Source organism: Methanoculleus sp. UBA291, assembly GCF_002499755.1.
Classification (GTDB): Archaea; Halobacteriota; Methanomicrobia; order Methanomicrobiales; family Methanoculleaceae; genus Methanoculleus; species Methanoculleus palmolei.
The window spans coordinates 552-26,515 of the sequence record NZ_DANC01000025.1; the positions used below are offsets into that span (position 1 = coordinate 552).

Here is a 25,964-nt window from a genome sequence, read left to right on the forward strand (position 1 = left end):
GAGGTGTTTCGGGATCACCTCAGTCAGATAAGCCTTTCGAATGGTGTTCCCCTCTATAATAAACTCTCCAGAATGCTCATAGAGTTTCGTCTGTCTTCCCTTTGAGAAATCGGTGAATAGCAGGTCATGATACTTTGGTTGGATAGGAATAACGAATTTTTTTACCAAAGTTCCATCGTAAAAGCTTGGGTAGTATATCTGTGATATCGTGGCCGGCAAAAGAGCGGATACATCATGTCCGCGGGCGCAGAGGTGTTTCACGTAAATGTCTTCTATTTTGTTTTCACGCTGGAGACCGCCTGCTTTATAGAAACCATATTCTGAAATGAGATCGACGAGGCGATCCTCTTCAGATTGAGTGAAGTGAGTGAGATAGATCTCGGTGATGCTGTTTTTTAGTGCGATGTCTATCGAGACTTTCAAGAGCAATTCACCAATCTTATATCCCACATGTTCAACCTTCATTGTTGCAATTTTCAATCGCTTCTTTTTTGCGAAGGGTGGAACCGATGGAATAGGCTCATCCTCAATCTTATAAATGAGGATAGCCCCTATGCTCCCATCGGTTCGGCTATAGACGTAACATTCTCTCCCCTCCTGAGCCTTATCTATGAACCATTCGTCGAATCCAGGGTAGTCTACTCTCAACGAGTCGAAGATTGGATCCCGTGAGTCCAGATTGTACATACTATCTTTGACAAGTGCAGGAGGTGTGGGAATGCTCTCTATCGAGGGGAGGTACCTGTTGAAATCATAGAGCGCTTCAGAAATGAGGAACACACGCTCTTCAACCCCTACTGCGTGTGCCTTCTTGTGGATTTCCCTATCTTCAGTGATGAAGAATTCAACTGCGTTTCTGTATACAGCGTATAGGAGAGCATTATCGACAGCATCATGTGAATTTTTTGCAGGCCCGAGTCTCTCACAAAATAGTGTATCTTTGTTGGGATCGGGTGGTCTCTCTAGACGGGAGTATATCTCGATTTTCGAGAGATTTACTTCTCTGCGATTAATATCAGGGTCCTTTTGCAACTCAAAAACTGAGAGAGGGTGAATCATAAGTTCTGCCCCTAATTTGTTGAGTATTTGGAGCAGTTTCGCTAAATCATATGCAACGACGCGATCTTGTTCACGATCAATGAAAATATTAGTATCGAGTAATATTCTCATCTGTCATCAACGAGGGTTTACGTATTAGGTCATTAATAATTCTTCTGTATCGTTTCAGGCGTCTAAAAACTGCATAAATGGCATTATTTTTTGTTATATGCGTCTTTCTTTAATCGTAGATGATAGTGGATCCATCTGATCCAAGTTACCAAAAATTATAAAGTGGGATCAAAAGGAGCGCCCCTCCAATGAAACTGATAGAGTTTCATGAAAGATCCATATCCACCGCTCTTTGGAAATCCTGCTCCGTAAGCGCGTCCTGTTGGTACTCTTGACCACCCGGAAGCCAGAACCTGCAATCAAGTTGAGGTGGTCCCAAAACATGCTACCGGGAGGGGGAGATCCAGCAGCTTCGCGATGCTCATGCATCCGGTGGAACAGCGGGTGCACCTCTCCGGATCCCTCCCCCAGGTGACGATATGCTTTCTACCTGCGGAAGATAGCGGGAGCACCTCGAGGTGTGATTCCCAATGGAAAGCCGTTTCACCATCCCTGCCCTGGATATGGTTCAGATTGTAGAAATTTTGAGTGTAAGTGCTCTGATCAGAGTGTACCGAAGGTTCAGAGATCTTTTTAGGACGACCTCATCGTAAAAATAACTCAATCGATGTTGATCATGGCAAATGCTCCCTTCGCATCGTTCTCCCCATCTCCCGCCTTTACACCGGATCTTCGACTCACTTTCCGCTGGTCCCTGCGTATCTGCCGCCGCATGTACCATTCCACCGCCACGCTCAAAAGAATGAATAAATGTTACGACGTTTTTCCGATAATGAACCCGGATTTTCCGTGTTTAGAGGGGCAATCCAGGTGTTCTTCGCTTTACCCGGGACGGTGGAGATCTTGCTGATATATCCCAGGGTATGAGCAGGGCCGGGGTAAAATCGGGCGGTCGCGCTTTTTTCTAACAACCTTCATCTCTTCCGAAATCCCACTGATGTGTCACAGAGAAAACAAAACCCGGGGACAGAGGGGTCCGGGAGCACATTATGCATCACCACAAAAACATCGTCCTCATCGGCATGCCCGGTGCAGGGAAGAGCACCGTGGGAGTCGTCCTTGCAAAATCCCTCGGGATGCAGTTCATCGATACGGACATCCTGATACAGGAACGGACCGGGAGGATGCTCCAGGAGATCCTTGACGAGGGCGGGTCCGATGCGTTCAAGCGGATCGAAGAAGAGACGATCCTCTCCTTTCATCCCCGCCGTGCAGTGATCGCGACGGGCGGCAGCGTGGTGTACAGCGGGGATGCGATGGCACACCTCAAGTCGAGAGGGGTGGTTGTCTACCTGAAGATCTCGTACGAGGAGATGGAGGCGAGACTCAAGAACATCACGACCCGTGGGATCCTCCTCCTTCCGAGCCAGAGTCTCCGCGGGATGTACGACCAGCGCGTCCCGCTGTACGAGAGGTATGCCGATCTCACCGTCGCGTGTTCGGGTGAAGATTTTGAGTCCGTGGTCGGGAACGTGATCGAAGCGTTGTGATGAGTTCGGATGGGGCGGGCAGGGGGAGATCGATCCCTGTAAGTCGTTGTATCGCCGGGAAATCAACTATAAATCCCCTGAATTGATAGATTACGGTATGAAACTGCGTGTAGTGCTTGAGCCAAGCGCGGACGGGCGGTATACCGTCTATGTACCGGGCCTTCCCGGCTGTATCAGCGAAGGCGACACGAAGGGAGAAGCATTGAAAATATCCGGGAAGCAATCGATCTGTACCTTGAAACCGTTGAGGATGATCTCGTTTTTAACGAAAAAGCCGAGCAGATTGAGATTGCAGTATGAACAAAGTACCCGTCCTGAACTATGACAGGATCGTTGCGGCACTCCAAAGAGACGGATGGGTTGTGGTCCGCCAGCGGGGCAGGCCATATCCGCCTGTAGAAGTGCCTGCCGGATAAAACACTGAAACTGACGGTGCCCATGCATAGACAGGTCAAACGTTCAACCCTGTCGCGCATTCTGAAGCAAGCCGATATGACCGTCGAAGAACTAAACAATTTACTGTAATCATCGTGCTGTTGCCGACTGTTCAGCCCCTGTCCCAAACGTTTCATGGAGGTCATCCCAATATTCTCCCGATCATGACACTACATGCCAGGTGGATCAATCCCTGGAATGAGTGTTCATATCGCTCGTAACGTGGAACGATCTTCTTAAACGCCTCAATCCAGCTGAAAAACCGCTCAACGGCACTGCGCTTCTTGTAGAGTTCCGGATCGAACCAGACTGGCCTCCCTCGTTTTGGCTGTCTCCGGGATCTCCGGTTCACCGGGATATTGCTCTTGATCCCTCGTTTCCGGTTATACTGACGAATTGCCCGGGCATCGTAGGCTGCATCTGCGGAGATGATCGTTGGTCTCTCGGTGACTTCGGGAATCTCAAATGCTTCGAGGGTTGGCTCGTAGAGCCGTGAATCATGGACATTGGCAGGGGAAACGGTGCAGTCAAGGGGGAGACCGTTCCGATCGACCAGAGCGCTCAATTTGTTCCCTTTTATCTTTTTATGGCCATCATAGCCGGTCGATCCCCTTTTTTGGCGGAAATATCCTTGGTATCGGTAGAACAGTGCGAGAGATCAATTTTCCGGATCTCATACCCCGACTGGAGAAGGCCAAGGAAGATCGCCTGGTACACCCCCTTCCCGCAGAGTTCGAGGTGGTACCGGTGAACCGTCGATTTCGTACCGTATTTCTCCGGTACATCGTGCCAGGTACAGCCGGTAGTCAGGACGTACAGGATACCGTTGTTCAACCCGCGAGGGTCCCGCCGGGGTCGGCCGATGTGTGGCTTTGTCGGGGGGAGGTAGTTCCGAATGAGTTCCCAGAGGTCATCGTCAATTTCCCGGAAGGCCATACCCCCGGGTATTATCTAAGAGGTCTTATAAATTTGGGACAACCTCAACTATAAACTTCCTGCAACGTCAGAGGAGGCCGAGCATCGTAATAGCCGATCGGATTTTCGGGAGTAGCAGCCCCTTGCCACAAATTAGGATTTGCGGGCGCAGTATAATACGTGGGAGGACTCCCAAACGTCGGAACGAAACCCCAGTCAGGATACTCAGTTGATCCGACCTGCTGCTGAATGCCCACTCCAGCAGAAGGGGTAATCACGAAAATGCCAATCAAAATTAGAAAAATTGCGATTATGGCGTAGTGGCCAGGCATCCGGGGGACGGATGCCCTGCTGGCCCCATCCAAGCCCTCACTCATCGACCTCATACTCCCCCTCATCCAGGTCACGCAGTATCGCAATCCTACGCTGCACCTTAGACGATACCTGGATCTCAGATAGAGATGCAGGTTGCTGCCAGGTCAGTTTTACCGTCGCCTTCCCAATGGTGAGTGCACAGTGCGCCGGCAACATTGCTTTTGTCATTCTGTAGTCCCTCCAATTTTTTGTTTTTCGGCATGCGAATCCGAACGGGCTGTCCATACCGGCATTATGGTGCGTGATAACCGTCTGGGGGCTGATAGTCGCCTCCGGTGTGTGGTGCCGTGGGTGCCCAAATAACAATTTTTTTGTTATATCTAAAATTAATTTAATTTTACGATCCGTGAAGCTGTCGCCTCACGACCAGTGGCGTAAAAATGTCGCTCCGCGACATGACTATCGCTCATCCGGAACGGATGGCCCAGCCTCCCTTTACAGCGAGATCATCCCATAATTAGCTGGACCCTCATGGTGCATGCCGGGTGATCAGGCTGAAGAATGAGGACTCAGAACATTCATACCCGGGAGAATCATCTTGAACGCCTCAATCCAGCGGGAGTAACCGTTCAACGGGCATTGCCCATCTTGCGGAGTTCCGGATCAAATCAAAACGGCCGGTACGAGAACTCGCAGCCCAGGAACATCACTCCGGACGCCGGGGTGACGGCGTCCTCCGTTTCAAAATCAACGCATTACCGAGTATCACTCTGAGTTCAAAGAGGTACGGAGTGTACCATGGTTGATTTCCTTTTAACAGAATTGACGCCCTCCTCTTCATATGAGAGAAAGGTGCGCTCTGTTGAAACGCTTCTGACAACCCCCTAGATATTGCTCGGCTGTCGATGAAGGTAAGTGGTATGGCCCCCAATAAGAGGTTTTCAACAGAGCCGAAATACACCTTCAAATACGCGCACGTCACCTAGAGGGGAAAGCGCACCGTTGCCGGGATGCTCAGGCTTGGGGTGTCGCGTCGGCAGGTCGTCGAAAAAATTCTGCGTTGTACGGCATTCCGAAAGAGCGTGTGGAAGGAGCAGTGGCCGCGGTCCCGGCCTGACTACTTCGCCCCCGCCCAAAACTATATCTTTCCAGATACAGACATCATCCTGTATGCCGACGAAGACGGTAGTTGAGCGGAAGAAGGCAGCAACCCCGAAGACTAAAAGGTCTCTTACCCCGGCTGAGCGGGCTGAACGGAAGGCAGGCCTCGCTAGGTTAGAGGCAGATATGGAAGAGGCCAGAAAGAGCGGATTCTCTCCTCTAGCCGAAGTGGAAAAGAGATTAGGGTTATAAATCGATACGACCATACAACTGGTGCGCCTCTTCAAAGGTCGTAATCAGGTGAACTTCAACAACTGTTTTTTCCTTCGTTTTCTCTACCACGTAGAAGACAGTATATGCCCTCTGAACATGTAATCGATGGGTCCTTTTCGTACCTTTGATTTTCTTCATGTTGCATGAGGTGTTCCGGTCGAGGAGATGTTCCCCCAGGCAGAACTTAATTGTCATGATGATTAATGCCTTATACGCCTCATTCTTACCCTTAAGCCCCTCTAGATACTTCTCTGCCTTTCCCGCCACCAGGATCTCGTATTTCGTCATGCGCCCCCCTCAGACCTCGACGCCTCGCGCACGCAGTGCAGCAATCACGCCCTGTTCTGCCGATTCTGACATGGGGATACGCTCTTCCCTCGCGAGGAGGTAGACATTCTCACGGATGTAGATGGAAGTCTGCTGAAAGACCTCTCCCTTTGCATTGATTCGCTTCATAGTCAGTACATGGCGAGTGTTGCCACTTAAGGAGGGGGTTCCCCCACCGGCCGGGGAACCCGCCCTTTATCATGGTCTAAGCAGAGTCTAAACCATCCAAGTATGTCCGGACATGTCCGGACACGTCCGGACACGTCCGGACAGGAGAAAAGAGAAATGGAAAAAGGAGAAAAACAGAAAACAACTGTAATCCATCGGATTAGGAAAAGGGTACATACAACTGTATCCCCGGAAACTTACGAGTATCTGAAAGAAACAGCCCTAAACGTGGGTAAATTGCTCGATAACGCTGTTTCTGAACTCCGAAAGATAACGTCGCATAGTTTGGTCATTATTTCGCAAAAGAAGGAAGAATTATGGGCTCGGGGCGATTCGAACGCCCGACCTCCGCCGTGTGAAGGCGACGTCATAACCAGCTAGACCACGAGCCCCATGCATCGACCGGGAATTGAACCCGGGCTATTGGCTTGGAAGGCCAAAGTCATACCACTAGACCATCGATGCAATGCACGATCCGCCTACATATGTTGACCGTGCAGAATATTAAAAATATTGGGTCGGAGAGAACCCGGGCCCGGGTTCAGTACCCCCGCTGCTGTGCCTGCAGTTCCTCGAGGGCAGCCACACGCTTCTCAAGCGGCGGGTGTGTGGAGAAGAGTTCCATCAGGGTATTTCCCGAGAGCGCCGGGATGATGAAGAAGGCGTTTGCGCCCTCCACTTCCTGCTTCTTCTCTGCGGGGATGTAATCCATCCGCCCGCTGATCTTCGTGAGCGCCGATATCAGTGCGCCGGGGTTGCCCGTCAGGACGGCGCTGCCCCGGTCCGCGGCAAACTCCCGGTAGCGGGAGAGAGCACGGGTGAGCAGGGTGCTCACCAGCCAGACGATGATCGAGACGACGTAGATCAGGATCAGCGCCCCCATGTTGTTGTTATCACGGTTATTGAAGAGCCCGATGAAGAGCCAGTTGCGCATGATCAGGAAGGCCAGCATCGAGATGAAACTCGCCATCGTCATGGTCAGCATATCCCGGTTCTTCACGTGCGACATCTCGTGGGCGAGCACCGCCTCCAGTTCTTCGGGCTTAAGCGCCCGCATAATGGAGTCGGTGACCGCCACGACGGCATGACTCGGGCTTCTCCCGGTCGCAAACGCGTTCGGTACCGGGGAGGGCGTGATCCCGACCTGCGGCTTGGGAACGCCTGCAGCGGCGGCGAGACGCTCAATCATCCGGTGCAGCTCCGGGTACTCGTCCTCTCCCACAATCCGGGTGCCGGTGCTCCAGAGCACCAGTTTATCGGAGAAGAAATACTGGAGGAACGCCATTCCGGCGGCTACCAGCAGAAGGAATTCAAAGGGGAATCCCAGGGCAGCAAGGACGCCCAGGAAGATCAGGTAGACTATGAGGAGCAGGAACGACGTCAGAAGCATCCTCATCGTGAGACCGAAGTCGCGCGTCCACTTCATGGCAGAGATCTGTTTGACCGGAGAGGTCTTAAGGTATACGGCGATTTCCCATGGTGTTCCCGCCCGGACCAGACCTGGGTGCATCCCGCGCCGGAAGCAAGTCTCCTTATGCCCCTAGAGCGATAGATAAGAACCGAATGACATTGAACGAAGTGACGATCAGCAGAGCCATTCTCGAAGAGCAGCACCGCGCGCTCGTCGACTATCTCGAAACGGACGTCGCCGTCATCGGCGGGGGCCCCTCGGGGCTCGCCTGCGCCGCGCTCCTCGGCGAGAGAGGGGTCTCGTGTGCGCTCATCGAGAAGAAACTCAGTATCGGCGGCGGCATGTGGGGCGGCGGCATGATGTTCCCCCGGATCGTCGTCCAGGAAGAGGCACGCCGGCTCCTCGACCGGTTCGGGGTCACTTACCGGGAGTTCGAGCCTGGTTATTACGTCGCAAAATCGGTCGAAACGGTTGCCAAACTCATCGCGGCAGCCTGCGACGCCGGCGTCGAATTCTTCAACCTCACCACCGTCGAAGACGTCATGGTCCGTGGCGACGGCAGGGTCGGCGGCCTCGTCGTCAACTGGACGCCGGTCGGCATGGCCGGACTCCACGTCGACCCGCTCACCGTTGCCTGCACCTGCACCGTCGACGCGACCGGCCACGATGCCATGATTGCCCGGATGATCGAACGCAAAGGCGGCAATCTTCAGGTGAAGGGCGAGAGTTTCATGTGGGCCGAGCGCGCCGAGTCCCGGGTCATTGAACACACAAAAGAAATCTTCCCCGGTCTCTTCGTCACCGGGATGGCGGCAAACGCCGTTGCCGGCGAATGTCGCATGGGCCCTATTTTCGGGGGGATGCTGCTCTCCGGGGAGCGGGCTGCACACCTCGTCGCAGAGAAACTGGGGAGGTAACACTTCAGAACCATTTTTACTGTTCCGGCGGTTACCAATAGGTATGGAAGAGATCGATCCGGAGTCCCTGACGGAGATTGCGTACGGGATCTTTGAGATCTACCTCAACCGCGAACTCCACGCCAGGGGTCCATACCTCTTTGAACTCGTCGAGCAGAGGATAAATTTCGAATCCGACGTCCGTGAAATTTTCGGGCGATTCAGGGACGATTATCCGGTGCTCGCCGAAGCGCTTCTTCTGCGGTTCGGCGGGGTCGAGGCAATATATGCTCCGATCAGGGCCGGAGAGGGCGTTGCCCCCTCAAAGACGACCCGTATGTACTGGATCGTCCAGGATGCACCCGGTCCTCTCGCAAGAGGCCTCGACGACGACCAGGTGGGCAAATGGCTTATCTTCATCCCTGCAGGCAAGGCGGACGAGGCGTGGAGGAAGGTCCGGGACGGGACGGTGAATGGGCTGCTCGGGATATCGGCGAAAGTCAGCACCGCCAAGCCCAACCCCGACTCGCGCGACGAGCGGTCGGTCATCTATGTCTACACACGGGACTGGGCGGACGAGGCGGATGTGATGCGGGTCCGTGAGCGGCTCCGGGACCTCGGGTTCCTGGAGCGGATCGGCTACAAGCGCAACATCGAGACCTACAGGGGCGAGTACAGCGAAGAGGGTAAAAAAGTCACATATTACAGCGCCTGAAAGGTGAACCGGTCCTCCCTTCCTCCCTAACGCATTAAAAAAAGAGTATCCCGGTCCCGCCGCGTCCGGGGAGTACGGCGCACAACCACTATAGCGGCGTTACGCCTTCCGTTCCTTGGACTTGGGTCGGAGTTCTTCAGAGCCGCACTTGCGGCAGCGGGTGGCGCGGATTGCGTTCCGGGCGTTGCATTTCATACAGACCTTTACGTTGAGCAGACGCGCTTCAGCTTCGGGAAATCTTGCCATGTTGAAAACACCACTTGTCAGATGGGTACTATTCGTTCTTGGTCCTATTAACAGTTCTGTCGTCAGGAGTGTCGTCTCCGCGCTCCCGCTCGACCCATACCCGGAACGCCTCGAGCGCCCGCGCCCGGTGAGAGAGCCGGCTCTTCTCGGCAAGCGGCATCTCGGCAAGCGTCCGCCCGCCGTAAGCGAAGATCGGGTCGTAGCCGAACCCCCCCTCTCCCCGGGGAGCAACGATCGTCCCGGGGAGAATACCCCGGAATATTCGGATGCCGTCCTCCCGGGCAAACGCAATTGCCGTCTCGAAGCGGGCGTTCCGGTTCTCCACACCGTCCATGAGGTTCAGGACCCCCGCATTCCCGATGGTGTCCTGCACGTAGGCGGCGCATGGACCCGGGAACCCCTCGAGTGCGTCGATGAAAAGGCCGGTATCATCGACGATCAACGGACGAGCGAGCGTGCGATAGGCAAATTCCGCCTTGCCTCGAGCGATCTCCCCGACATCGGCATGGCGGATCTCCGGACATTCCAGCGCGACGTGCTCGACCTCCAGCAGCCCCCCGAAGTAGGCGGCCACCTCCCGCGCCTTGTTGGCGTTGCTTGTCACCACCGCGAGCCTCACAGGTACCGCCCCCGCAACTCAACTTCGTGCTCGCGGGGGAGGACCTCGCCCGCCCCCGAGAATGTCCCTGCATACCCCTCGACGAAAGCCCGCTTCAACTCCCCGGCGTTCTCCGTGGTGCTCTCGAGCGTCTGAAAGAAGACGCGGAGATCGACCCCTCGGTCCTCGACCTCCGAGGACGTAGATGCAAGCCCGAAGTCAATCAGGACGCACCGGCCGTCGCGGACGATCATGTTGCTCGTCGTCAGGTCGCCATGGACGATCCCCGCCTCGTGCAGCCTCCCGACCGTCTCGCCCGCGAGGCGGATCGTCTCCGGCGTCGTGACGTACTTCAGTACATCGCCCCGAACCCGTTCCATGACAATCGTATCCTTTGTGATATCCCGGATCACCGGAGTGGGGACACCCGCGCGCCGGGCATGCGCGATCAGGCGGGCCTCGGCCCGGGTTCGCTCCATGATCAACCGCCGGTCGAGCGCCGGGTTCCGGTAGCGTTTGCTCGTCCGGCGCTTGACTACCTCCTCATTCAGGACTTCCACGACCGCTTCGGCGCCCCTGGCGACGCCTCCTTCATGCGGCCCGACAGCGAAGACCTCGCCGGGCTCTTCCTCGCGCCAGGTGACCTCCACCTCGTCCGCCCGATAGCCAGGCCGAATCTGCGAATCCTGGAGGGAAAGCGTCGCACCGTGCTCCAGCATGACCTTCCCCGTGTAGGCGATCATCGCGCCGTTGTCCCCGAGGAACGTCCGCTCCGGGACGGCGAACGTCGCGCCCCGCTCTTCGCACATGATCCGCAGCATCTCTTGCAGCCGCGCGTTCGCACCGACACCGCCGACGAGCAGAACCTCGTCCTTGCCGGCATGCGCGAGCGCCCGCTCCGTCACCTCGACGCACATGGCGAACGCGGTCTCCTGCAGGCTGAAGCAGACATCCTCAAGCGGTGCCGTGCTCTCCTGGGCGGCACTGACGAGCCCGGAGAAGGCAAGGTCCATCCCCTTCACCGTATACGGGAGCTCGATGTAACTGCCCTGCCGCGCAAAACGCTCGATGATCGGGCCGCCCGGGTGCTGGAGGTCATGGCTCCGCGCGAACTTATCGAGGGCGTTCCCGAGCCCGATATCCAGCGTCTCCCCGAATATCCGGTACCGCCCGTTCAGGTAGCCGAGCACCTGGGTGTTCGCGCCGCTTGCATAGAGGACGATGGGGTCGCGAAATCCGGTTGCCCATCTCCCGATCTCAACGTGCGCCACACAGTGGTTGACGCCGACGAGAGGCACGCCGAGGGCTATCGAAAGGGCACGGGCGGCGGTCGCCACCGTTCGGAGAGAGGGACCGAGGCCGGGGCCCTGGGAGAAAGCGACCGCCCGGACCCGCTCCGGTTCCGTGAGCACCCGGGAGACGACCTCCTTCATCATCGAGGCATGGTGCTGCGCGGCCTCCCGGGGGTGGATTCCCCCTTTCGGCGGGACGTAGGGCGATGAGTGGAGGGCAATCAGATCGTCCCCGAAGAGGGCGGCGCTGAGGTTCCACGCCGTCCCCTCAAGCCCCAGCACCAGCCCGTCACAAGACTTTGAATCTGGCATAAAACAGGTGTTGCTCCGTTACGAAAAGATTGATCGCGGCCGAAATCTGCAGACGGAAGAGCAGGTGAAGTGCGGCCGCAAACGTTATTCAGGTATCGGGAAGGTAGGAACCTACTTCCGGAACTCAGTATAGCCGCACTTGCCGCAGGCAACCCGGTCCTTGTGCTCGGCCATCAGGACGCCGGGGCCGCACCGGGGGCAGTGCCGTTTCTGCAGGACTACCGTGTCGCCCTTGACTTCGTAGTACTCGTATCTCTTGACCTTGGTCGATTCCTGTTTCTTGGCCGCCATTTGCGTTTACGCCTCCTCGCTCTCAGGTTTGGGCTCGCCGCGCTTGAGGAGATACGCCCGCTCGGTCGAGTTCTTGCTCTCCTCGTCGTCGTAGATCCGGGCACGACCGCATAGTTCCATTACTCCGTACCGGGTCCTCTCCAGGTCCAGTACGAGAAGGTTCTCATCCGTATTCAGCATCGCGGCGAGTTTCTCCCGGATACTCTTCCGCGAGGGTGTCGAACCGTCAAAGGTGAGGGTAAACGACAACTCCCTCCGGTTCAACAGCTCATTCTTCTGGTCACGGGTAATTTCGAAGTCCATCAATATCCCTAAACTATTGTTGGCGGATTTATTTATACTCTGGGATGGTGCGCCGGTGTGGATTTTGCCGGGCGCCTCACTCGCGTACGAAAACGTTCAGCATGGACCCGGCTTCCTGTTTTGCCAGCGCATCGACGAGCCGGAGGACGACCCCCTCGCCCGGCTGACCGTAGAGGACGGCCGTCCCGATCGGCGCGGCGAGGACAAGCGGGATGACCGCAAGGTCTTCCTCGCCGTCGACGAAGATCACCCCGGGTGGATTCTGGACCGCCGTATCGATCGCGTCGACAAGTTCGTCGGTGATTGTTCCGGGGGGGTTCTTCGCCGCCAGCCTCCTCGCCCGGAGCAGGGGTGAACGGTTGCAGGGCGAGCGCATCGTGTAGCCGTCGATGATGGCGATATCCGGGATGATGCCGGCACCGAGGAGATTGTGGGTCACCACATCCCCGACGGCGTAGACCGCCCGGTCCCGTATTTGGGGGAGAAGTTCGCCGATGTTCGGGTAAAGCGTCCCGAAAGGCTTTTTAAAAAGATCCCGGTGCGCTTCGGGAAGCCTGAGCATCAACGAACCTTCAGTGCATACCGGCCGGGCAGGGTGATGTTCATCTTCTTTGCTATATCCGAATGCTCGGGATCGATGATCACGACGTAGCCCGCCCAGTCTTCGCTCAGGTTCATCGTGCCGCAGACGACGCAGGACTCTCCTTCGACAACCCGGTGACATTCGCGGCAGACTTTGACAACCTTCTTACGGACAACCATCTTATGCCGCTCCCTTCTCCTTCTCGTCCTCGAACTCCTCTTCCAGCCAGGTCGTGGTTCCAAGTCCCGACTGCCGCATGGTAAGCCCGATCTTGCTCTCCCGGGGCTCGCGCTCGTTCAGCGAGAGTGCAACGACCCGGGCCCGGACCCCGTCGCCGACGGCAACGGACCGTTTCGAGTCCTGGCAGACCAACCGGCCGTTCTTTTCATCGTAGTTGATATATTCGTCCGAGATCTGACTCACGTGAAGCATGGCGTCGATGGGGCCGAGGCTGACGAACGCACCGAAACTCGTCGTCTCCACCACCTCGCCCTCGATCACTTCCTGAAGCGAGAGGCGGAGCACCGCTCCCTCAAACCTGACATCGTAGTAGACGGCCCCGTCTCCGGGGATCAATTCCCCTTCGCCGATGTTGAGAATCTTCGTGATCGCGATAAATATGCCGATCTCCTTTGCGATGCTGCCTTCCAGCTGTTCCTGTAGTACACTGAGGATGACCTTCTCCAGGTCTTCCCCGAGGCGGTTGGGCGGAACCCGCACCTTGTCCTCCAGTGTCATCTTATAATACATTTTTCCTCACCTATCCCCTTAACAGTTCCAGAGTTCTTGCTCTTCGCATTGAGACAACGTCAACTCCCTCCCGAAGGAGAGCATTCCGGAGTTCCCGGTCGTTCGTCACCACGGTGCACCCTTCCCGTCGGGCGTACTCGATCACCCGGTCGTCCACGCGGTCGGCGGAACTCCCGCTTGGCACGACCGTTGAGCGCCGGGCCATCGCAAGGCCCACACGGGCGGCAGTCGCATCCCGGCCGCGGCCCCGGGAGAGTCCCGAGAGCTCCCCGACCACCTCTTCGAGCGTGACCGGCTCAAAGTCCCCAAAAAGGGCCTGAAGTTCGTCGTAGAGGTCAATCCCGAACTGGACCGGCATCAACAGGGCGTTCGTGTCGAGGAGAACCTTCACTCGACGAGAATCCCCATGCCGATCAGCCGCCATCGCCCGCCGACCTGCCTGCTGATAGCAATTCGGGCACCGACCTCCGCACAGACCGCCCGCTTCAGCTGGACCTCCACCTGGTTCTTCTTCGTGTTCGTGATCACGCCGACGGTGACGGCGGTACCGACCGAGAGCATCAACGGCTCTTTATGCTTTAAAGGCTCGATGATCTGCTCGCTATCCGCACCGACCACCCGGTCCATGAGCGTGACGTCGAACTTCAATCGATCCCAGACCGGCGGCAGTTTCCCCATGAGCCCGGCCACCTGTCCGGCAAGCGCGTCGCTCTTCGTCAGCGCAGGATCGAGTTTCGTCCCGACGCCGAGGAGGCCCCCGGGCCCGGCCTCGGTCACCCGGGTCTGGCCGGCGTTGATGGAGGTTACTTTTGTCTCGATCGGTTCCCATTTCGTCCGGTTCTCGACCTGTACCTGCCGGCCGGGCCGGATCTCGATATCGTCTCCTTCATGCAGGACGCCCCGAACAAGGGAGCCTCCGATGACGCCGCCTTTCACATCGCGCCAGTTGCAGCCGGGTTTGTTGATATCAAACGATCGTGCGATGAGCAACAGCGGGTCGACGTCCGGGTTGCGTTCTGGCTCCGGGATGACGGCATCAAGGGTCTGGATCAGGGCGCCGATATTGATCCCTTTCTGCGCGGAGACCGGGATGATGGGCGCGTTCTCGGCGATGGTACCCTTAATGAACCGCTTGATCTGCTTATAGTGTTCAAGCGCCTCGGCCTGGGTGACCACATCAATCTTGTTCTGGACGATGACGATCTTTTTGATGCCGATCAGTTCGAGCGCCATCAGGTGTTCTTTGGTCTGAGGCTGTGGACAGACCTCATTTGCGGCGATAACGAGCATCGCCCCGTCCATCAGCGCTGAGCCGGAGAGCATGGTCGCCATCAGCGTCTCGTGGCCGGGAGCGTCGACGAACGAGACCGTTCGGAACGGGACAGCCTTTCCTCCGCAGTTCGGGCATTCGGGATGGGCGGTATAGGCCTCCGCCCCCTCGCACTCCTCGCATCTATAAAATGTCGCATCCGCGTAGCCGAGCCGGATGGAGATGCCGCGCTTGATCTCCTCACTGTGCCTGTCCGTCCAGGTACCGGTCAGCGCGCTGACCAGGGTGGTCTTGCCGTGATCGACATGACCTACGAGCCCAATATTGACACCGGGAATGAGTGCATCTCGCAAAAGTTTTCGAACCTCCTTATCCAATATATAGTGACACTACTTATACATAATCGGTAGAGATTAGTTCTTTCTCCTATTGTTTCTGGAGGACAGGGAACGGACCCGGGCCGGGAACCCCCGGGTACTGTCTTTTGACGACATACGAAGTGTGAAGAATAGCCCTGGATGTTAGCGAAAATTTATACCCAATGAAGAGCGATATAAAAATGATTGTTGTATGGCAGGCGATACTGAACTATCACGTATCGGGATCTCGCTACCCAAGAACCTTCTCGATAAATTCGACGAGATCCTGGACCTCCGGGGTTATTCCTCCCGTTCTGAAGGAATACGGGATTCTATACGGAATTACATCACGCATTATCAGTGGATCTCCGACGTAAAAGGGGAGCGTCAGGGCGTCATCACCATGGTCTACGACCACGACCAGCGGGGACTGCTCCAGACGCTCACCGAGATCCAGCATCAGCACGCCCATAACATCCAGGCCTCTCTTCACTCGCACGTGACCCACAACAAGTGCCTCGAAGTGATCCTGATCCGGGGAGACGGAACGGTCCTGAAGGATGTTACCGAGCAGTTGATGGCACAAAAAGGTGTTGAGGCGGTGAAACTCACCACCATACCGATCGAGGATTAACCGCCGCCCTCGCAGCTCTGGTCGGTCCCCTTCTCCCACACCTCTTCCAGCTGCTCTTTGAACTCCTTGTGCTCTTTGAGGTAATCATCCAGAGAACGCTCTTTTATTTCCGCATGCCCGGTCGTGCGGTCTGCGCCGACGAGTTCGTCCACCCGGTAATAGAGTCCGGTGCTGTCGAGCTCGGCGTACTTTGAGCCGTCGATCTCCTCGATCCGGACAACCTTTCCGGTCGTGCCGGTGCGGGGGTACCGGACGACTGCGCCCATTGCTACGTCATCCGTGCTCATACACGGGGTAGGTACACCTGCCAGACTATTAAGGTATCACCTCCAAGGATCTAAAATGCCAATCACGATTCACCCGGTAGAGAAGTTGTACTTTAACGGAATGCACCGTTCCCGGCCTCCCGGAGAGACTTGCGCCTCCGTGGAGCCTTTGATGAGGGAAATCGGCGTTACCGAGATCATCGATGCGACCTCTCTCGACCGTCTTGAGATCCCCGTTGTTACGGCGGTTCGTCCGGGAGCGGCCAGGGGCGGGGCGCGTACCCACACCGGGGCGGGGAAGGACCCGCTCCACGCCCGGGTCTCGGCTATGATGGGGGCGATCGAGCGGTACTCCGCAGAGTACCGGGGAGACCGGATGGAGTATGCGACCTACGAGGAGATCGGTCCGGGGCGGGCGGTACACCCCGAAGACCTGATCCTTTCGCGGGAGCACGAGCAGGGGGAGATGATCCACTGGATGCCCGCGTGGGATATTCTGAACGATGAGGAGGTCTACGTCCCTGGTAACGCCGTCTTCCACCCCTACGACTCGCTCGGCATGGCCGTACCGCTCTTCCGGAGCGACGCAAACGGGCTTGCGGCGGGAAACGTTACGGAGGAGGCGGTCCTCACCGCCCTCTTTGAAGTGATCGAGCGGGACGCACTCAGCGTTGCCGACCAAAAGCGCGACCTCGGCCGTCGCCTCACCATCGCGAGCGGTTGCGCCGCCCGCGAAGTCCTTGACCGGTTCGAGGAGAACGGGATCGAGATCCACCTCTGGCTGCTTTCCGGAAAGACCGGCATCCCTACGGTCGCCGCCGCTGCAGACGACACCGTCACCAGGGACCCGGCGATGATCATCGTCGGGTCGGGAACACACCTCTCCCCGGAGGTCGCAGCGCTCCGCGCCCTGACCGAGGTCGCCCGGAATCGGGTGAGTTACCTGCAGGGTGGCGCAGGCGATCCCCGCCGGGAGACGGTCATCCGGAGGGCGGGCTACGAGCGGCTGAAGCGGATCAACAGGATCTGGTTTGCCGGTGCGGATGCCGTCGATATTGCGGATGTTCCCGACAGGAGCACCGACCGGTTCGATCTCGATATCCGACAGGTGCTTGAGGCGGTCCGCCCTCACACGGACCGGGTCTGTGTCTGCGACCTCTCGCGGACCCCGGTGCCGGTGGTGCGGGTCGTCGTCCCCGGGTTTGAGATATCCTACATGGACCCGGACCGGCGGCGATCCGCCCAGGGTTGACGCGCTTCGGACGCGGCCCCCGCCGCTGATGGACCGTCGCACCCCCGGGCCATCGCACTTCGCGTGAGACTGCGTCATCCCTGACTTCCCACCGGCATCCGCAGTCGTGCTCGTCCGGCCCGGAGGGCCCCTCTCTCAATAGAACCGGACCTTTTTCAAGATATCCACGACCTTCTCCGTCCCCCGGTTGAGGGGCCGCTCCGCGGGGACCGGCCGCTCCCCCGAGAGTGCGCGAAATATCGCGGCGACAGCCGCTCCAAGAGACGGCCCGTAACCTCCTTCGAGCGTCAGCGCGAGCGGGAGTTCCGTACCGTCGATAAGTATCCCGGTGAGCACGCCGTAGTCCGCGGGCTCAAGGTTCATCCGGCCGTGCTCGTCGTCGGCGAGAGCATCCTGTCCGGCGGAGACGATCAGGACGTCCGGCCGGAACCGGACGATCGCCGGGATGAAGATCTCCGAGAAGACGTAACGGTAGTCGGCGATTGTAGACCCCGCCGCAAGCGGGGCGTTGAGGGTGTAACCACGGCCGGCGCCGATACCGATCTCGTCCACCCACCCGGTCCCCGGGAAGGCATTCTCCTCGTGCACCGAGCAGTAGAGCACCCTGTTGCTTCCATAGAAGACTGTCTGGGTCCCGTTGCCGTGGTGCAGGTCCCAGTCGAGGATTGCCACGCGGTCGACCGACAGGAGTGCTTTCGCCGCCGCGACGGCGGCGTTGTTGAAGATGCAGAACCCCAGTGCCCGGTCCGGTTCGGCATGGTGCCCCGGGGGGCGGACCAGAGCGAACGAGTGTTCGCCGTCGAACGCCCGTTCCACTGCAGCAAAGGTCGATCCGGCGGCGTAGGACGCCGCTTCGAAGGAGTCGCAGGTGACGTAGGTGTTCGGGTCTAAAAAACAGGTCCCATGTGCGATCTCTCTCACCCACCGAACATACTGCGGTCGGTGGACCCGCTCCAGGTCCTCCTCCGTGGCCTGGACCGGGGGACGCCACCTCACGTTGCCGGGAACCCCGGAGAGGGCCGCCCGCAACCGGGCGCCCGACTCAGGGTGAGCCTCCATGTCGTGCCGGGTAAAGACATCGCCGTAGATGACTGACGACCGCATCTTCGATATTAGTTGATGGTGCGCCCCTGCTGGATATCCTCTTCGGTGACGTCGAACGTCTGATCGGTGCCCGCGATCCGGTAGGGTCCCGTCGTCTTCACCTCGCCGGACCATCCGGACGTCGCGTAGGGGACGATGAACGTGCCGTTCACGCTCTCCTGACGGTAGGTGAACTCCCTGCCGGTGTTTGTCGTGACCGGAACCTCGATGATACCCTCGCCCTTGATCCGGGCGCCCGGAACATACTCGAATATCTTGACGGCTTTGAGGTCGGGCCCGTTCGCACCGGCGTTACTATAGATGTTCTGGGGCGTCTCGTGAACGAGCCGGTAGTGCTGGAGCGCCGGGACCCGCTCGACCGGCTGGAGGAGCGAGGCACCCTGGAGCTGGTAGTGTATATTCAGGAGCGTGGCGTGGGACCCGACCGACGCGTTTCTGTTGTAGGCCTCCACCGCGGCCGCACCTTCGGTCGCGTTCATCTGCTGAAGGCGCGTGATGACCGGGAGGGAAGTGTTCGCCGCGTCCGCGTCACGATACTCGACGTAGGTGACCTGCGACGGATCGGTCATGGACCCGTCGAAGTTATGGAGACGGGAGATCATCGTCAGGTAGTACTCCTGGTTGTGGAACGGCATCGACTGGTAGTTGCCCGCGCTCACGGGGATGAAGAATTCAGTCTGGAACCGCTCTATCCCTACATCGGGGTCGGCCCAGGTTGCCGGAGCCCAGAACTTCGCGGTATCGACCAGGATATCGGTGACGACGTAGCGGGTGCCGATGTTGTCGAGGATCCGGTTGGCGTCCTCCTCGGAGGTCGAGACGAGGTAGGCTGCCGACCCGTTCGCCCCGGTAACCCCGTGCTGGAAGGGGTTGTTGTTCGGGATACGCTTCGCGAGGAAGGTGATCCAGTGGCCGTAGTCCCACCAGGACATGACGCCGTAGGAGGTCTCCGGGTAGGTGAAAGTATCCTTGTCGTCGATTGCATAGTAGTCGACGCCGGGGTCGGGGGTGTTGGCGTTCATCCACTTGAGAGCTTCCATCCACTGTGAGTCGATGCCGGCGTACTGCGCGGTATTGCCCATGGAGATGTTCGCCTGAAAGGAGGTCCCCGCGAAGAGGAGCGTGACGACGGCGACTGCAATGAAAGCCCCGACCTTGAGGTAATCCGGCCGGTTCCTTGAGGAAGTCTTCGATTTTCGGGTATCGGGAGCTCGTGATCCCTTCTTTCCCTTTCGCGCCGGCTCCCCCTGATTCTCACCGGGCTCTGAAGAGATTTCACCGCGTTTCGGCAGGAAAAAGCGCTTGACGTCCTTCCATCCCATATTCAGGACCGCTCCTGCAAAGACTGCGGAGAGGAGGGCGATGTTTGCGGCGAAGTAGTACTCGTAGCGGACGTGCGCGGCCGTCGACGCGAAGATGACTGCCGTCCAGACGAGGACGAAGACGTGGGCCGGGTTCACCTTCTGCCAGATCCACCAGAGCAGGGTGACGGCTCCTCCCGCCGCGAGGACGAGGCCCCAGTGGAACGTTTCCCACGCATCATCGTACGACCAGGCCCGGGCTTCCCCGACCGTCGTGGTGACGGGTGCCTCGCCGAAGAAGGAGAGGAGGCTCGATATCAGGAGGTTATAGATGTCCGGCAGAGCGACATAGAGCGCCGCAACGGCGGCGGCAGCGACGAGAGCGAGCGCGGCCGGGAAGTAGTACTTCGGGCGCTCCCGGAGATAGGCCGAGAGTCCGTAGAGCACGAGCGTTCCGGCGATGAGGACGGCGTAGGCGATGACGTGCCCGACGGTGTAGCGGGAGAGGTCGAGGCCGGGGTGCGGGAAGCCGAACGCCGCAACCCCGATGATTGCGACGCCGAAGACGACTGCATTGACGAGGACCAGATAGTCGCTTTCCCGACCCTGGAAGAAGTCCAGGAGGAACTGGACCAGGGTGAAGACCACCACGATGAGCGCGAAGAGGATCATCGTCGGCATGTTGAAGTAGCCAAGGAGGTAGGCGACGCCTGCAAGCGCCGCCATGATCACCGGCATCTTCAGGGTCTCGATCTTCAGTGTTTCCCGGTTCCTCAGGGAGAACCGGCAGTCGCGCGCCGCAAGCAGCGCCGCAACGTAGGCGAGGATGAAGATCGTCGAAAAAAGTGTCTCTGCGATATGGTGGTCGACGAATCCGAAGAGAGAGCGGTAAGCGTAGTTTCCGCTGATAACGGCGATGAGCCCGGCCGCGATGAGCCCGGTCTTCCAGTCGGCGATCTTCTTCGCGAGCAGGTAGGTGACCGGCACCATCGCCGCGGCCATCAGCGGCGGGACCCAGCAGGCCACCACCATGATCTCGGGCCGCGTCGTCGCACCGACGAGGACGCAGAGCGTCGATATGATCTGGACGAAGAGCGGCCCCCAGTAGACGACGTCGCCGGTCGGGTAGAGCGTCATGGCGTCGAACCAGGCGTAGCCGGGGAAGTTCGCGACCGCCTGCTCGACCTGGCGGACGGTGTACCAGGGATCGTTTTCCAGGAGGTTGACACCTTCGGGCGTTACCATATCCGCTGCCGGAAGAAAACCCCGCGTCCAGAGCGGGAGCAGGGCGAACAGGATGATAAGACCTACGATGATATATGGTCGGTATTTATTGAGATCGATGTGAGCCATCGGACCCTCCTTGTTACGAATCTGTTTCCCTTCGAACCCTTAATAACCTTGGTGTATCAGCGATACCGGAAAAAACAAAAAAGGATCAGTATTTTCCCGTTAATCGTGTAAAGATCTTCTCGAACGCCTCCGCCTTCTTCTTCCAGCTGTGCTCCTCGATCCCGGCCGGGCATCGCCCCGGAGCGAGAACCAGATCGTCGACCCTCTCCAGGAACTCTTCCCCGTCCCGGTAGACGGAGATGTGGTCGCCGCCCATCCGGAGCATATCGGGGATGGGGGTGGAGAGGATCGGTTTCCCGCATGCCGAGTACTCGAAGTATTTGTTCGGCAGGGCGATGTCGACCCACTGCGGAGGGGAGAGCGGGATGAGGCAGAGGTCCATCGGCGCGATGTAGCGGGGGAGGGCACGGTAGTCGACGGTGCCGGTGAAATGCACCCGTCCGGCGACCCCGAGCCGGTCTGCGAGGGCGCGCAGGTCATCCAGGTAGCCGGTGAAGAGCGAACCCCCGACGATCAGGAGTTCTGCGTTCGCGTGTCGTTTCCGGATCTCCGCGAACGCCCGGATCACATCGTCGAGGGCATACCATCGTTCGACGGCACCGGCAAACCCGAGAACGAAGGCGTCGGGGGAGATCCCGAGGGTGGATCGCATGGTTCCGCCGTCCATGGGGCGGAAGAGGTCGGTGTTGACGCCGTTCGTGATCAGTTCCGCCTCGTAGCCGTAATTATGGAGTTTCCTGACGAGTCCGGGGGAGACCGTCGTGATAACATCGCTGTGGTCCAGGTTGTAGCGGGTGATGGCGAGGACGCCTTCCCGCAGCAGCCATTTTGCGGCGGGATTTCGGTAATAGGCTGCCGCGGAGTCGGGGAACCAATCTTTGAGGTCGAAGACAACCGGCACGCCGTATTTCCTGGCCGCCCGGACCATCGCCGTCCCGGCAAGGACGTGGGCGCCGACGACGACATCGATGTCGTAGTCCCGGATGATGTCGCGGATGACCTGGTAATGGTGCGGTGCGTTCAGGGTGTAGTGAAGGAACGGGCTCTCGACGGGAAAGCGCGTCGCCTCGTGAACGTGGAGGCGGGTCTCCCGTTCCTTCCCCCTGCTGACGTGGAAGTGCGGCACGTGGACCTCGTGCCGGGTGGCGAGCTCTTCGAAGATGTTGTGGTGCCTTGAGGGGATCGGGTGATGGATGTAGTCCTGGGTGGAGACGAGGAGGATCTTCATCGGTTTCGCACCCTTGGGATCGATTGGGAGTAGTTAAGGATTGTCTCCACTCCACCGATCACAGGAGGCTGTCGGGTTGGGGGCGATCCGGGATCCGCGAGGTCACCCCGGACCCGTGGAGGATGGTCCGGTAACTTTATCCGTACGAAGCATGCTCGTGTAGATCCTGATGGTACGGGTCGGTGAGGGTCCCGCGACGGACTATCGGTTGAAGACAGGCCCCGGTTGCGTTGTCATGGCACTCCCCCTCCTGCAGACCGCATCGGTTCCCTCACATTCCCGGACCCTGCGGCAAGGATCCGAGCTGTCTCTATGGGATCTGTTCGCGCCGTTGGCGGCGATTCCTCTTTTGGGTCTCTTCGTATGCGACGTCTCACAACTATTTTTATACGGCCGGGTTGTACCCATCTGTTAAGCACATGAGTACGAGCACCAGGATGGAAATGGCGGATGTTCGGGACGATCTCCGCGTATGGCAGAATATGTCGAATGTAATCCGGATTGAGGATCTACTGTATGCTTACGAACACCCCTGTCCGTTCCAGATCGAACTGGCGGACTACATTGCCGGCCTGGCCCGTGCCATGGAGTCTATCTCTTCACTGGAGGTTGGATCATCGTTTGGGGTGACGAGTGCGCTGCTCCCCCAGAATTTCCATAAGAGTCTTCTGGATTATGACCCGGTTGCGTTGGAGAAAGGGGTCGAATTTTATGAGAGGATCGGACAGTCCGTTGAGACCACCAACCGTGATATCCTCCAGACGGATGCAGGTCCCTTGGACGGCCGTTATGACCTGGTCTTCAGCGCCGGACTGCTGGAACACTTTAACGAGACCGAGAGGCGAACGATCATCGAAAACATGGTCCGTTACACGAAGATAGGTGGGTATATCGTCATTGGAATCCCCAACCACTACTCGCTCCCCTACCGCCTTGCATATCTGAGCCTCCTTCTTCTGAAGAGGTGGGAGTACCCGCAAGAGCAGAAGATACGCAACTTTGACGCCGAGATCGAAGGCATGGACGGTGTAGTTCCCATAAATGAGACACTTCTCGACCGTAATGGGGTATATTCTCTCTATCCCGGGCCTCTTGCCTATGCAGCGAAGTGTATTGGCAGGCTCTGCAATTCGGAAGGGTATTTGAGAGTCTTCCTCTTTCAGAGAAAGGGATGATCGCATGGACATTCTCCTGGTCACGAGTAACCTTGGGCTGCCAGAGTCTCCGTCCTCCAACCATATCTGTGACCGGATCGAATGCCTGCGCAGATATCGGGATATCAACGTGTACGGTATCACTGAATCGCACCCTCAAATGCCCTGTGGCATTCCAATCCGGGTAATTGAGAGCGGGGTCTCCGGGAGGTGTGAGGCGCTGGTTTTAAAGACGTTCAATCAATTCCAAAAATATCATATTCTCGGAAATAACGATGTTCTTGCGCTGCGAGAGTTCCTGCGAGAGTATAGAAGCCGCCTCTTTCAGAAGGTAAAGAGCGATAGAATAGATAAATTTGGAAATTGGAGCCTCATACCCACGTATGAAAAGGCCATAGCCGAAACAATACGCGATGACGGCTTCGATCTCATTTATTCTACAGGAGGTCCTGCGACAGTTCATATCGCCGTTGCGCGCGCTCTTGAGGGAACAGATCTCCCCTGGATTGCTGAAATCCAAGACCCCTTGCTCTTTGAGGACATCGAAGGACCGTACATGGCCAGTAAGCGGGATGTTGATCATCTCCGCCTCGCTGAGGAGTGCTTGAAGAAAGCAGACGCTGTGGTCTGCCTTACGGAGGCCTGTGCGGAATATTACAAGGATCGGTTGGGGAAAACGTCGGTCCACTCGATTTATCCGGGCGCGAACATCGGTCGCGTCCCTGCCAGAGAGCCGAAACAGACTAGGCAAACCTCTGGAAAGGTCAATATATTTCATGGCGGCACTCTTGCGGGGGACCGCAACCTGCATGTACTGCTCGAAGCGATTCGCGACGAGGACCTTAGCGAAAAGATCTCCCTTACTCTTGCAGGATATATCGACGAGAAGGTCAGGGAGCAGATATCTTCTCTCCCATTTGTCTACTATCTGGGTATCGTGAGCCGGGATGAAGCCCTGTGTCAGATCACTAACAGCAACGTCTGCCTTGTAGTGCAAAACCGGAGCTCCATCTCTCGTTACACGATTCCATCGAAATTTTATGAGTACATATCGCTGTCGTCGCCCGTCCTGTTCCTCGGTTACGACAACAATGAAGTGCGAAAAAACAGTTCGGCTTACAATTTCTATTACTGCGATCAGAGGGATCTATCAGAGGTGTCCGCGTGCCTTCGGCAGGTAGTCTCCGATCATCATAGTGAGAGCATAAAACAACCCGTAAACATAGACATCGCTCAGGCTACCAATCAATTTGTTGAACTTTGCAGAAAGGTATCCAGATTAAATGCAGGGTCCCTTTCCCCTTAGGGAGCCACCCATGTTCTCTTTGATTGGGGTCCATCCTCTAGTGGAACTTGGAGGAGAGTCACTTATTCAGTGAGATAGAATCTAGTGCACCGTTTCACCTAATCCTTCCCATGCATCCCAACAGTATTATCGAGTGGTGCTCTATAAAATAGCATGGATAAAATTTACCTTGTTGATCTGACCGAATCTGAGCGCTCTCACCTCATCGCTCTCGTTAAGCGAGGGGCAACTCCAGCTTATCGTATCCGCAATGCCCAGATCCTCCTGAACGCTGACATCAATGCTGAAGATGGCGATCCTCCAAAAACCGATGCGGCGATCGCGTCGTATCTTCATTGTCACTCTAAGACCGTCTCAAACGTCCGAAAACGGTTTGTCGAGCAGGGATTGGAAAGTGCTCTGGGGCGCAAACCGCGCGACACTCCGCCAACCCCGCCGATCCTCGACGGTGAGAAGGAGGCCCGGCTCATCGCGCTTGCCTGTAGCACCCCACCGGAGGGGCGAGCACGCTGGACCTTACAGTTACTTGCCGATGCCCTCGTTGAACTCAAGATTGTTGAGAGTATCTCAGACAGTACCGTTTGCCGGGTCTTAAAAAAACGAACTTAAACCTCATTTGTGTCAATCGTGGGTCATCCCACCCGAAGAGAACGGAGAGTTTGTCGCCCGAATGGAGGATCTCATCGACCTCTATCAGCGCCCCTACGACCCGCAGGTGCCCGTGATCTGTATGGATGAACAACCGCTCCAACTCATCAAGGAAGTTCGGACACCGCTGTCGATGGCGCCGAACCACCCGGTACGCTCCGATTACGAGTATCAGCGGAATGGAACCGCCAACATCTTCCTGTTCACAGAACCTCTCAAGGGCTGGCGGCGGGTGAGTATCCGGGAAAGGAAGACCAGACGCGATTGGGCGACCGAGATCCGAACCCTCCTCGCCGAGGACTATCCCGAGGCAGAACGCGTGATTCTGGTCTGTGACAACCTCAACACCCATATCCACGGGGCGCTCTATGAAGCCTTCCCACCGGAGGAGGCAGCAGCACTCCGGAAGCGCCTAGAGATCCATCCTACGCCAAAACACGGAAGCTGGCTCAACATCGCTGAGATCGAACTCAGTGCACTCACGCGACAATGCCTGAA

General features: G+C 57.5%; 33 protein-coding genes and 2 tRNA genes. 11 read left to right on the top strand and 24 right to left on the bottom strand.

Annotated features, from left to right (window positions below):
- Together BP737_RS06250 and BP737_RS06255 are read right to left on the bottom strand one after the other, a co-directional pair.
- A partial coding sequence (locus tag BP737_RS06250; RefSeq protein WP_342686025.1) for a PIN domain-containing protein occupies nt 1-1,170 on the bottom strand: 1,170 nt, incomplete at its 3' end.
- A gap of 600 nt (nt 1,171-1,770) precedes the next feature.
- Entirely contained in the window at nt 1,771-1,902 is a 132-nt protein-coding gene (locus tag BP737_RS06255) for a hypothetical protein (protein ID WP_342686026.1), read from the bottom strand.
- Between the two features lie 257 nt (nt 1,903-2,159).
- Between BP737_RS06255 and BP737_RS06260 the strand changes: the two genes are divergently transcribed.
- On the top strand, nt 2,160-2,660 hold the full coding sequence (locus BP737_RS06260; RefSeq protein WP_342686027.1) for a shikimate kinase: 501 nt from the start codon (nt 2,160-2,162) through the stop codon (nt 2,658-2,660).
- 296 nt (nt 2,661-2,956) lie between these two features.
- A complete protein-coding gene (locus BP737_RS14775; RefSeq protein ID WP_394339976.1) occupies nt 2,957-3,076 on the top strand; it encodes a type II toxin-antitoxin system HicA family toxin in 120 nt (39 codons plus the stop codon).
- Between the two features lie 161 nt (nt 3,077-3,237).
- Here BP737_RS14775 and BP737_RS06265 read toward each other — a convergent pair whose 3' ends face one another.
- From BP737_RS06265 to BP737_RS06275, 3 genes are all read right to left on the bottom strand, one after another.
- Entirely contained in the window at nt 3,238-3,660 is a 423-nt protein-coding gene (locus BP737_RS06265; RefSeq protein ID WP_342686028.1) for an IS5 family transposase, read from the bottom strand.
- 11 nt (nt 3,661-3,671) lie between these two features.
- The gene (locus BP737_RS06270; protein WP_342686029.1) at nt 3,672-4,031 is read right to left on the bottom strand and encodes a transposase; all 360 of its coding nucleotides are present in this window, start codon (nt 4,029-4,031) and stop codon (nt 3,672-3,674) included.
- Nucleotides 4,032-4,379: 348 nt separating this feature from the next.
- Nucleotides 4,380-4,553 (bottom strand): hypothetical protein, encoded by a 174-nt coding sequence (locus tag BP737_RS06275; protein ID WP_342686030.1) that lies wholly within the window; start codon nt 4,551-4,553, stop codon nt 4,380-4,382.
- Between the two features lie 942 nt (nt 4,554-5,495).
- Here BP737_RS06275 and BP737_RS06280 point away from each other — a divergent pair.
- The gene (locus tag BP737_RS06280) at nt 5,496-5,678 is read left to right on the top strand and encodes a hypothetical protein (RefSeq protein ID WP_342686031.1); all 183 of its coding nucleotides are present in this window, start codon (nt 5,496-5,498) and stop codon (nt 5,676-5,678) included.
- Here BP737_RS06280 and BP737_RS06285 read toward each other — a convergent pair.
- The 5 genes from BP737_RS06285 to htpX all read right to left on the bottom strand — a co-directional run bounded on the left by BP737_RS06285 (nt 5,673) and on the right by htpX (nt 7,620).
- Nucleotides 5,673-5,987 (bottom strand): hypothetical protein, encoded by a 315-nt coding sequence (locus BP737_RS06285; protein WP_342686032.1) that lies wholly within the window; start codon nt 5,985-5,987, stop codon nt 5,673-5,675. The genes BP737_RS06280 and BP737_RS06285 overlap by 6 nt on opposite strands.
- 9 nt (nt 5,988-5,996) lie before the next feature.
- Complete coding sequence (locus BP737_RS06290) at nt 5,997-6,155, bottom strand: hypothetical protein (RefSeq protein WP_342686033.1); 159 nt, start codon at nt 6,153-6,155, stop codon at nt 5,997-5,999.
- A gap of 357 nt (nt 6,156-6,512) precedes the next feature.
- Nucleotides 6,513-6,586, bottom strand: a tRNA-Val gene (locus BP737_RS06295).
- Between the two features lie 2 nt (nt 6,587-6,588).
- Nucleotides 6,589-6,659 (bottom strand) — tRNA-Gly (locus tag BP737_RS06300).
- 76 nt (nt 6,660-6,735) lie between these two features.
- Nucleotides 6,736-7,620: a zinc metalloprotease HtpX gene (htpX, locus tag BP737_RS06305; RefSeq protein WP_292405782.1), complete on the bottom strand. Its 885-nt coding sequence runs from the start codon at nt 7,618-7,620 to the stop codon at nt 6,736-6,738.
- 137 nt (nt 7,621-7,757) lie between these two features.
- Here htpX and BP737_RS06310 point away from each other — a divergent pair, with 137 nt between their 5' ends.
- Together BP737_RS06310 and BP737_RS06315 are read left to right on the top strand one after the other, a co-directional pair.
- Entirely contained in the window at nt 7,758-8,522 is a 765-nt protein-coding gene (locus tag BP737_RS06310) for a sulfide-dependent adenosine diphosphate thiazole synthase (RefSeq protein WP_292405785.1), read from the top strand.
- Between the two features lie 43 nt (nt 8,523-8,565).
- Nucleotides 8,566-9,216, top strand: a complete 651-nt coding sequence (locus BP737_RS06315) for a putative phosphothreonine lyase domain-containg protein (RefSeq protein WP_342686034.1) — start codon at nt 8,566-8,568, stop codon at nt 9,214-9,216.
- Nucleotides 9,217-9,315: 99 nt separating this feature from the next.
- Here BP737_RS06315 and BP737_RS06320 read toward each other — a convergent pair whose 3' ends face one another.
- The 10 genes from BP737_RS06320 to BP737_RS06365 all read right to left on the bottom strand — a co-directional run bounded on the left by BP737_RS06320 (nt 9,316) and on the right by BP737_RS06365 (nt 15,214).
- The gene (locus BP737_RS06320) at nt 9,316-9,462 is read right to left on the bottom strand and encodes a 50S ribosomal protein L40e (RefSeq protein ID WP_248535191.1); all 147 of its coding nucleotides are present in this window, start codon (nt 9,460-9,462) and stop codon (nt 9,316-9,318) included.
- Between the two features lie 28 nt (nt 9,463-9,490).
- Nucleotides 9,491-10,081 (bottom strand): RdgB/HAM1 family non-canonical purine NTP pyrophosphatase, encoded by a 591-nt coding sequence (rdgB, locus tag BP737_RS06325; protein ID WP_292405794.1) that lies wholly within the window; start codon nt 10,079-10,081, stop codon nt 9,491-9,493.
- Nucleotides 10,078-11,664 carry a bifunctional N(6)-L-threonylcarbamoyladenine synthase/serine/threonine protein kinase gene (locus tag BP737_RS06330; RefSeq protein WP_292405797.1) on the bottom strand — a complete coding sequence of 529 codons (1,587 nt, stop codon included), beginning with the start codon at nt 11,662-11,664 and terminating at the stop codon, nt 10,078-10,080. The genes rdgB and BP737_RS06330 overlap by 4 nt, the downstream gene beginning before the upstream one ends.
- A 111-nt stretch (nt 11,665-11,775) precedes the next feature.
- Complete coding sequence (locus BP737_RS06335) at nt 11,776-11,955, bottom strand: 30S ribosomal protein S27ae (RefSeq protein WP_292405800.1); 180 nt, start codon at nt 11,953-11,955, stop codon at nt 11,776-11,778.
- 6 nt (nt 11,956-11,961) lie between these two features.
- Nucleotides 11,962-12,258, bottom strand: coding sequence for a 30S ribosomal protein S24e (locus BP737_RS06340; RefSeq protein ID WP_292405804.1), 297 nt, complete (start codon nt 12,256-12,258; stop codon nt 11,962-11,964).
- Nucleotides 12,259-12,334: 76 nt separating this feature from the next.
- The gene (locus BP737_RS06345) at nt 12,335-12,820 is read right to left on the bottom strand and encodes a GTP-dependent dephospho-CoA kinase family protein (protein ID WP_292405807.1); all 486 of its coding nucleotides are present in this window, start codon (nt 12,818-12,820) and stop codon (nt 12,335-12,337) included.
- Entirely contained in the window at nt 12,820-13,020 is a 201-nt protein-coding gene (spt4, locus tag BP737_RS06350; RefSeq protein WP_292405810.1) for a transcription elongation factor subunit Spt4, read from the bottom strand. Before spt4 ends, BP737_RS06345 begins: the two co-directional genes overlap by 1 nt.
- 1 nt (nt 13,021) lies before the next feature.
- On the bottom strand, nt 13,022-13,591 hold the full coding sequence (locus BP737_RS06355) for a DNA-directed RNA polymerase (RefSeq protein ID WP_292405813.1): 570 nt from the start codon (nt 13,589-13,591) through the stop codon (nt 13,022-13,024).
- Between the two features lie 10 nt (nt 13,592-13,601).
- Nucleotides 13,602-13,982, bottom strand: coding sequence for a PIN domain-containing protein (locus tag BP737_RS06360; RefSeq protein ID WP_292405816.1), 381 nt, complete (start codon nt 13,980-13,982; stop codon nt 13,602-13,604).
- The gene (locus tag BP737_RS06365) at nt 13,979-15,214 is read right to left on the bottom strand and encodes a translation initiation factor IF-2 subunit gamma (protein WP_292405819.1); all 1,236 of its coding nucleotides are present in this window, start codon (nt 15,212-15,214) and stop codon (nt 13,979-13,981) included. The genes BP737_RS06360 and BP737_RS06365 overlap by 4 nt, the downstream gene beginning before the upstream one ends.
- Nucleotides 15,215-15,431: 217 nt before the next feature.
- Between BP737_RS06365 and nikR the strand changes: the two genes are divergently transcribed.
- Nucleotides 15,432-15,854: a nickel-responsive transcriptional regulator NikR gene (gene nikR, locus BP737_RS06370; RefSeq protein WP_292405822.1), complete on the top strand. Its 423-nt coding sequence runs from the start codon at nt 15,432-15,434 to the stop codon at nt 15,852-15,854.
- On the opposite strand, the gene BP737_RS06375 is transcribed toward nikR, so the two are convergent.
- Entirely contained in the window at nt 15,851-16,141 is a 291-nt protein-coding gene (locus BP737_RS06375) for a DUF2098 domain-containing protein (protein ID WP_292405825.1), read from the bottom strand. The two genes, nikR and BP737_RS06375, sit on opposite strands and share 4 nt — an antisense overlap.
- Nucleotides 16,142-16,241: 100 nt before the next feature.
- Between BP737_RS06375 and BP737_RS06380 the strand changes: the two genes are divergently transcribed.
- On the top strand, nt 16,242-17,372 hold the full coding sequence (locus BP737_RS06380; protein ID WP_292405836.1) for a YcaO-related McrA-glycine thioamidation protein: 1,131 nt from the start codon (nt 16,242-16,244) through the stop codon (nt 17,370-17,372).
- 135 nt (nt 17,373-17,507) lie between these two features.
- Here BP737_RS06380 and BP737_RS06385 read toward each other — a convergent pair whose 3' ends face one another.
- The 3 genes from BP737_RS06385 to BP737_RS06395 all read right to left on the bottom strand — a co-directional run bounded on the left by BP737_RS06385 (nt 17,508) and on the right by BP737_RS06395 (nt 22,358).
- Nucleotides 17,508-18,476: a histone deacetylase family protein gene (locus BP737_RS06385; protein WP_292405827.1), complete on the bottom strand. Its 969-nt coding sequence runs from the start codon at nt 18,474-18,476 to the stop codon at nt 17,508-17,510.
- A gap of 8 nt (nt 18,477-18,484) precedes the next feature.
- Entirely contained in the window at nt 18,485-21,130 is a 2,646-nt protein-coding gene (locus BP737_RS06390; RefSeq protein ID WP_292405830.1) for an oligosaccharyl transferase, archaeosortase A system-associated, read from the bottom strand.
- Nucleotides 21,131-21,215: 85 nt separating this feature from the next.
- The gene (locus BP737_RS06395; protein ID WP_292405833.1) at nt 21,216-22,358 is read right to left on the bottom strand and encodes a glycosyltransferase; all 1,143 of its coding nucleotides are present in this window, start codon (nt 22,356-22,358) and stop codon (nt 21,216-21,218) included.
- A 419-nt stretch (nt 22,359-22,777) separates the two neighbouring features.
- On the opposite strand from BP737_RS06395, the gene BP737_RS06400 reads away from it, so the two are divergent.
- The 4 genes from BP737_RS06400 to BP737_RS06415 all read left to right on the top strand — a co-directional run.
- Nucleotides 22,778-23,533 carry a class I SAM-dependent methyltransferase gene (locus tag BP737_RS06400; protein ID WP_342686035.1) on the top strand — a complete coding sequence of 252 codons (756 nt, stop codon included), beginning with the start codon at nt 22,778-22,780 and terminating at the stop codon, nt 23,531-23,533.
- A gap of 4 nt (nt 23,534-23,537) precedes the next feature.
- Nucleotides 23,538-24,818 (top strand): hypothetical protein, encoded by a 1,281-nt coding sequence (locus BP737_RS06405; protein WP_342686036.1) that lies wholly within the window; start codon nt 23,538-23,540, stop codon nt 24,816-24,818.
- 153 nt (nt 24,819-24,971) lie between these two features.
- A complete protein-coding gene (locus BP737_RS06410) occupies nt 24,972-25,427 on the top strand; it encodes a helix-turn-helix domain-containing protein (protein ID WP_342686037.1) in 456 nt (151 codons plus the stop codon).
- A gap of 7 nt (nt 25,428-25,434) precedes the next feature.
- Nucleotides 25,435-25,964 (top strand): IS630 family transposase (locus BP737_RS06415; protein ID WP_342686038.1); only part of this gene is annotated, 530 nt, incomplete at its 3' end.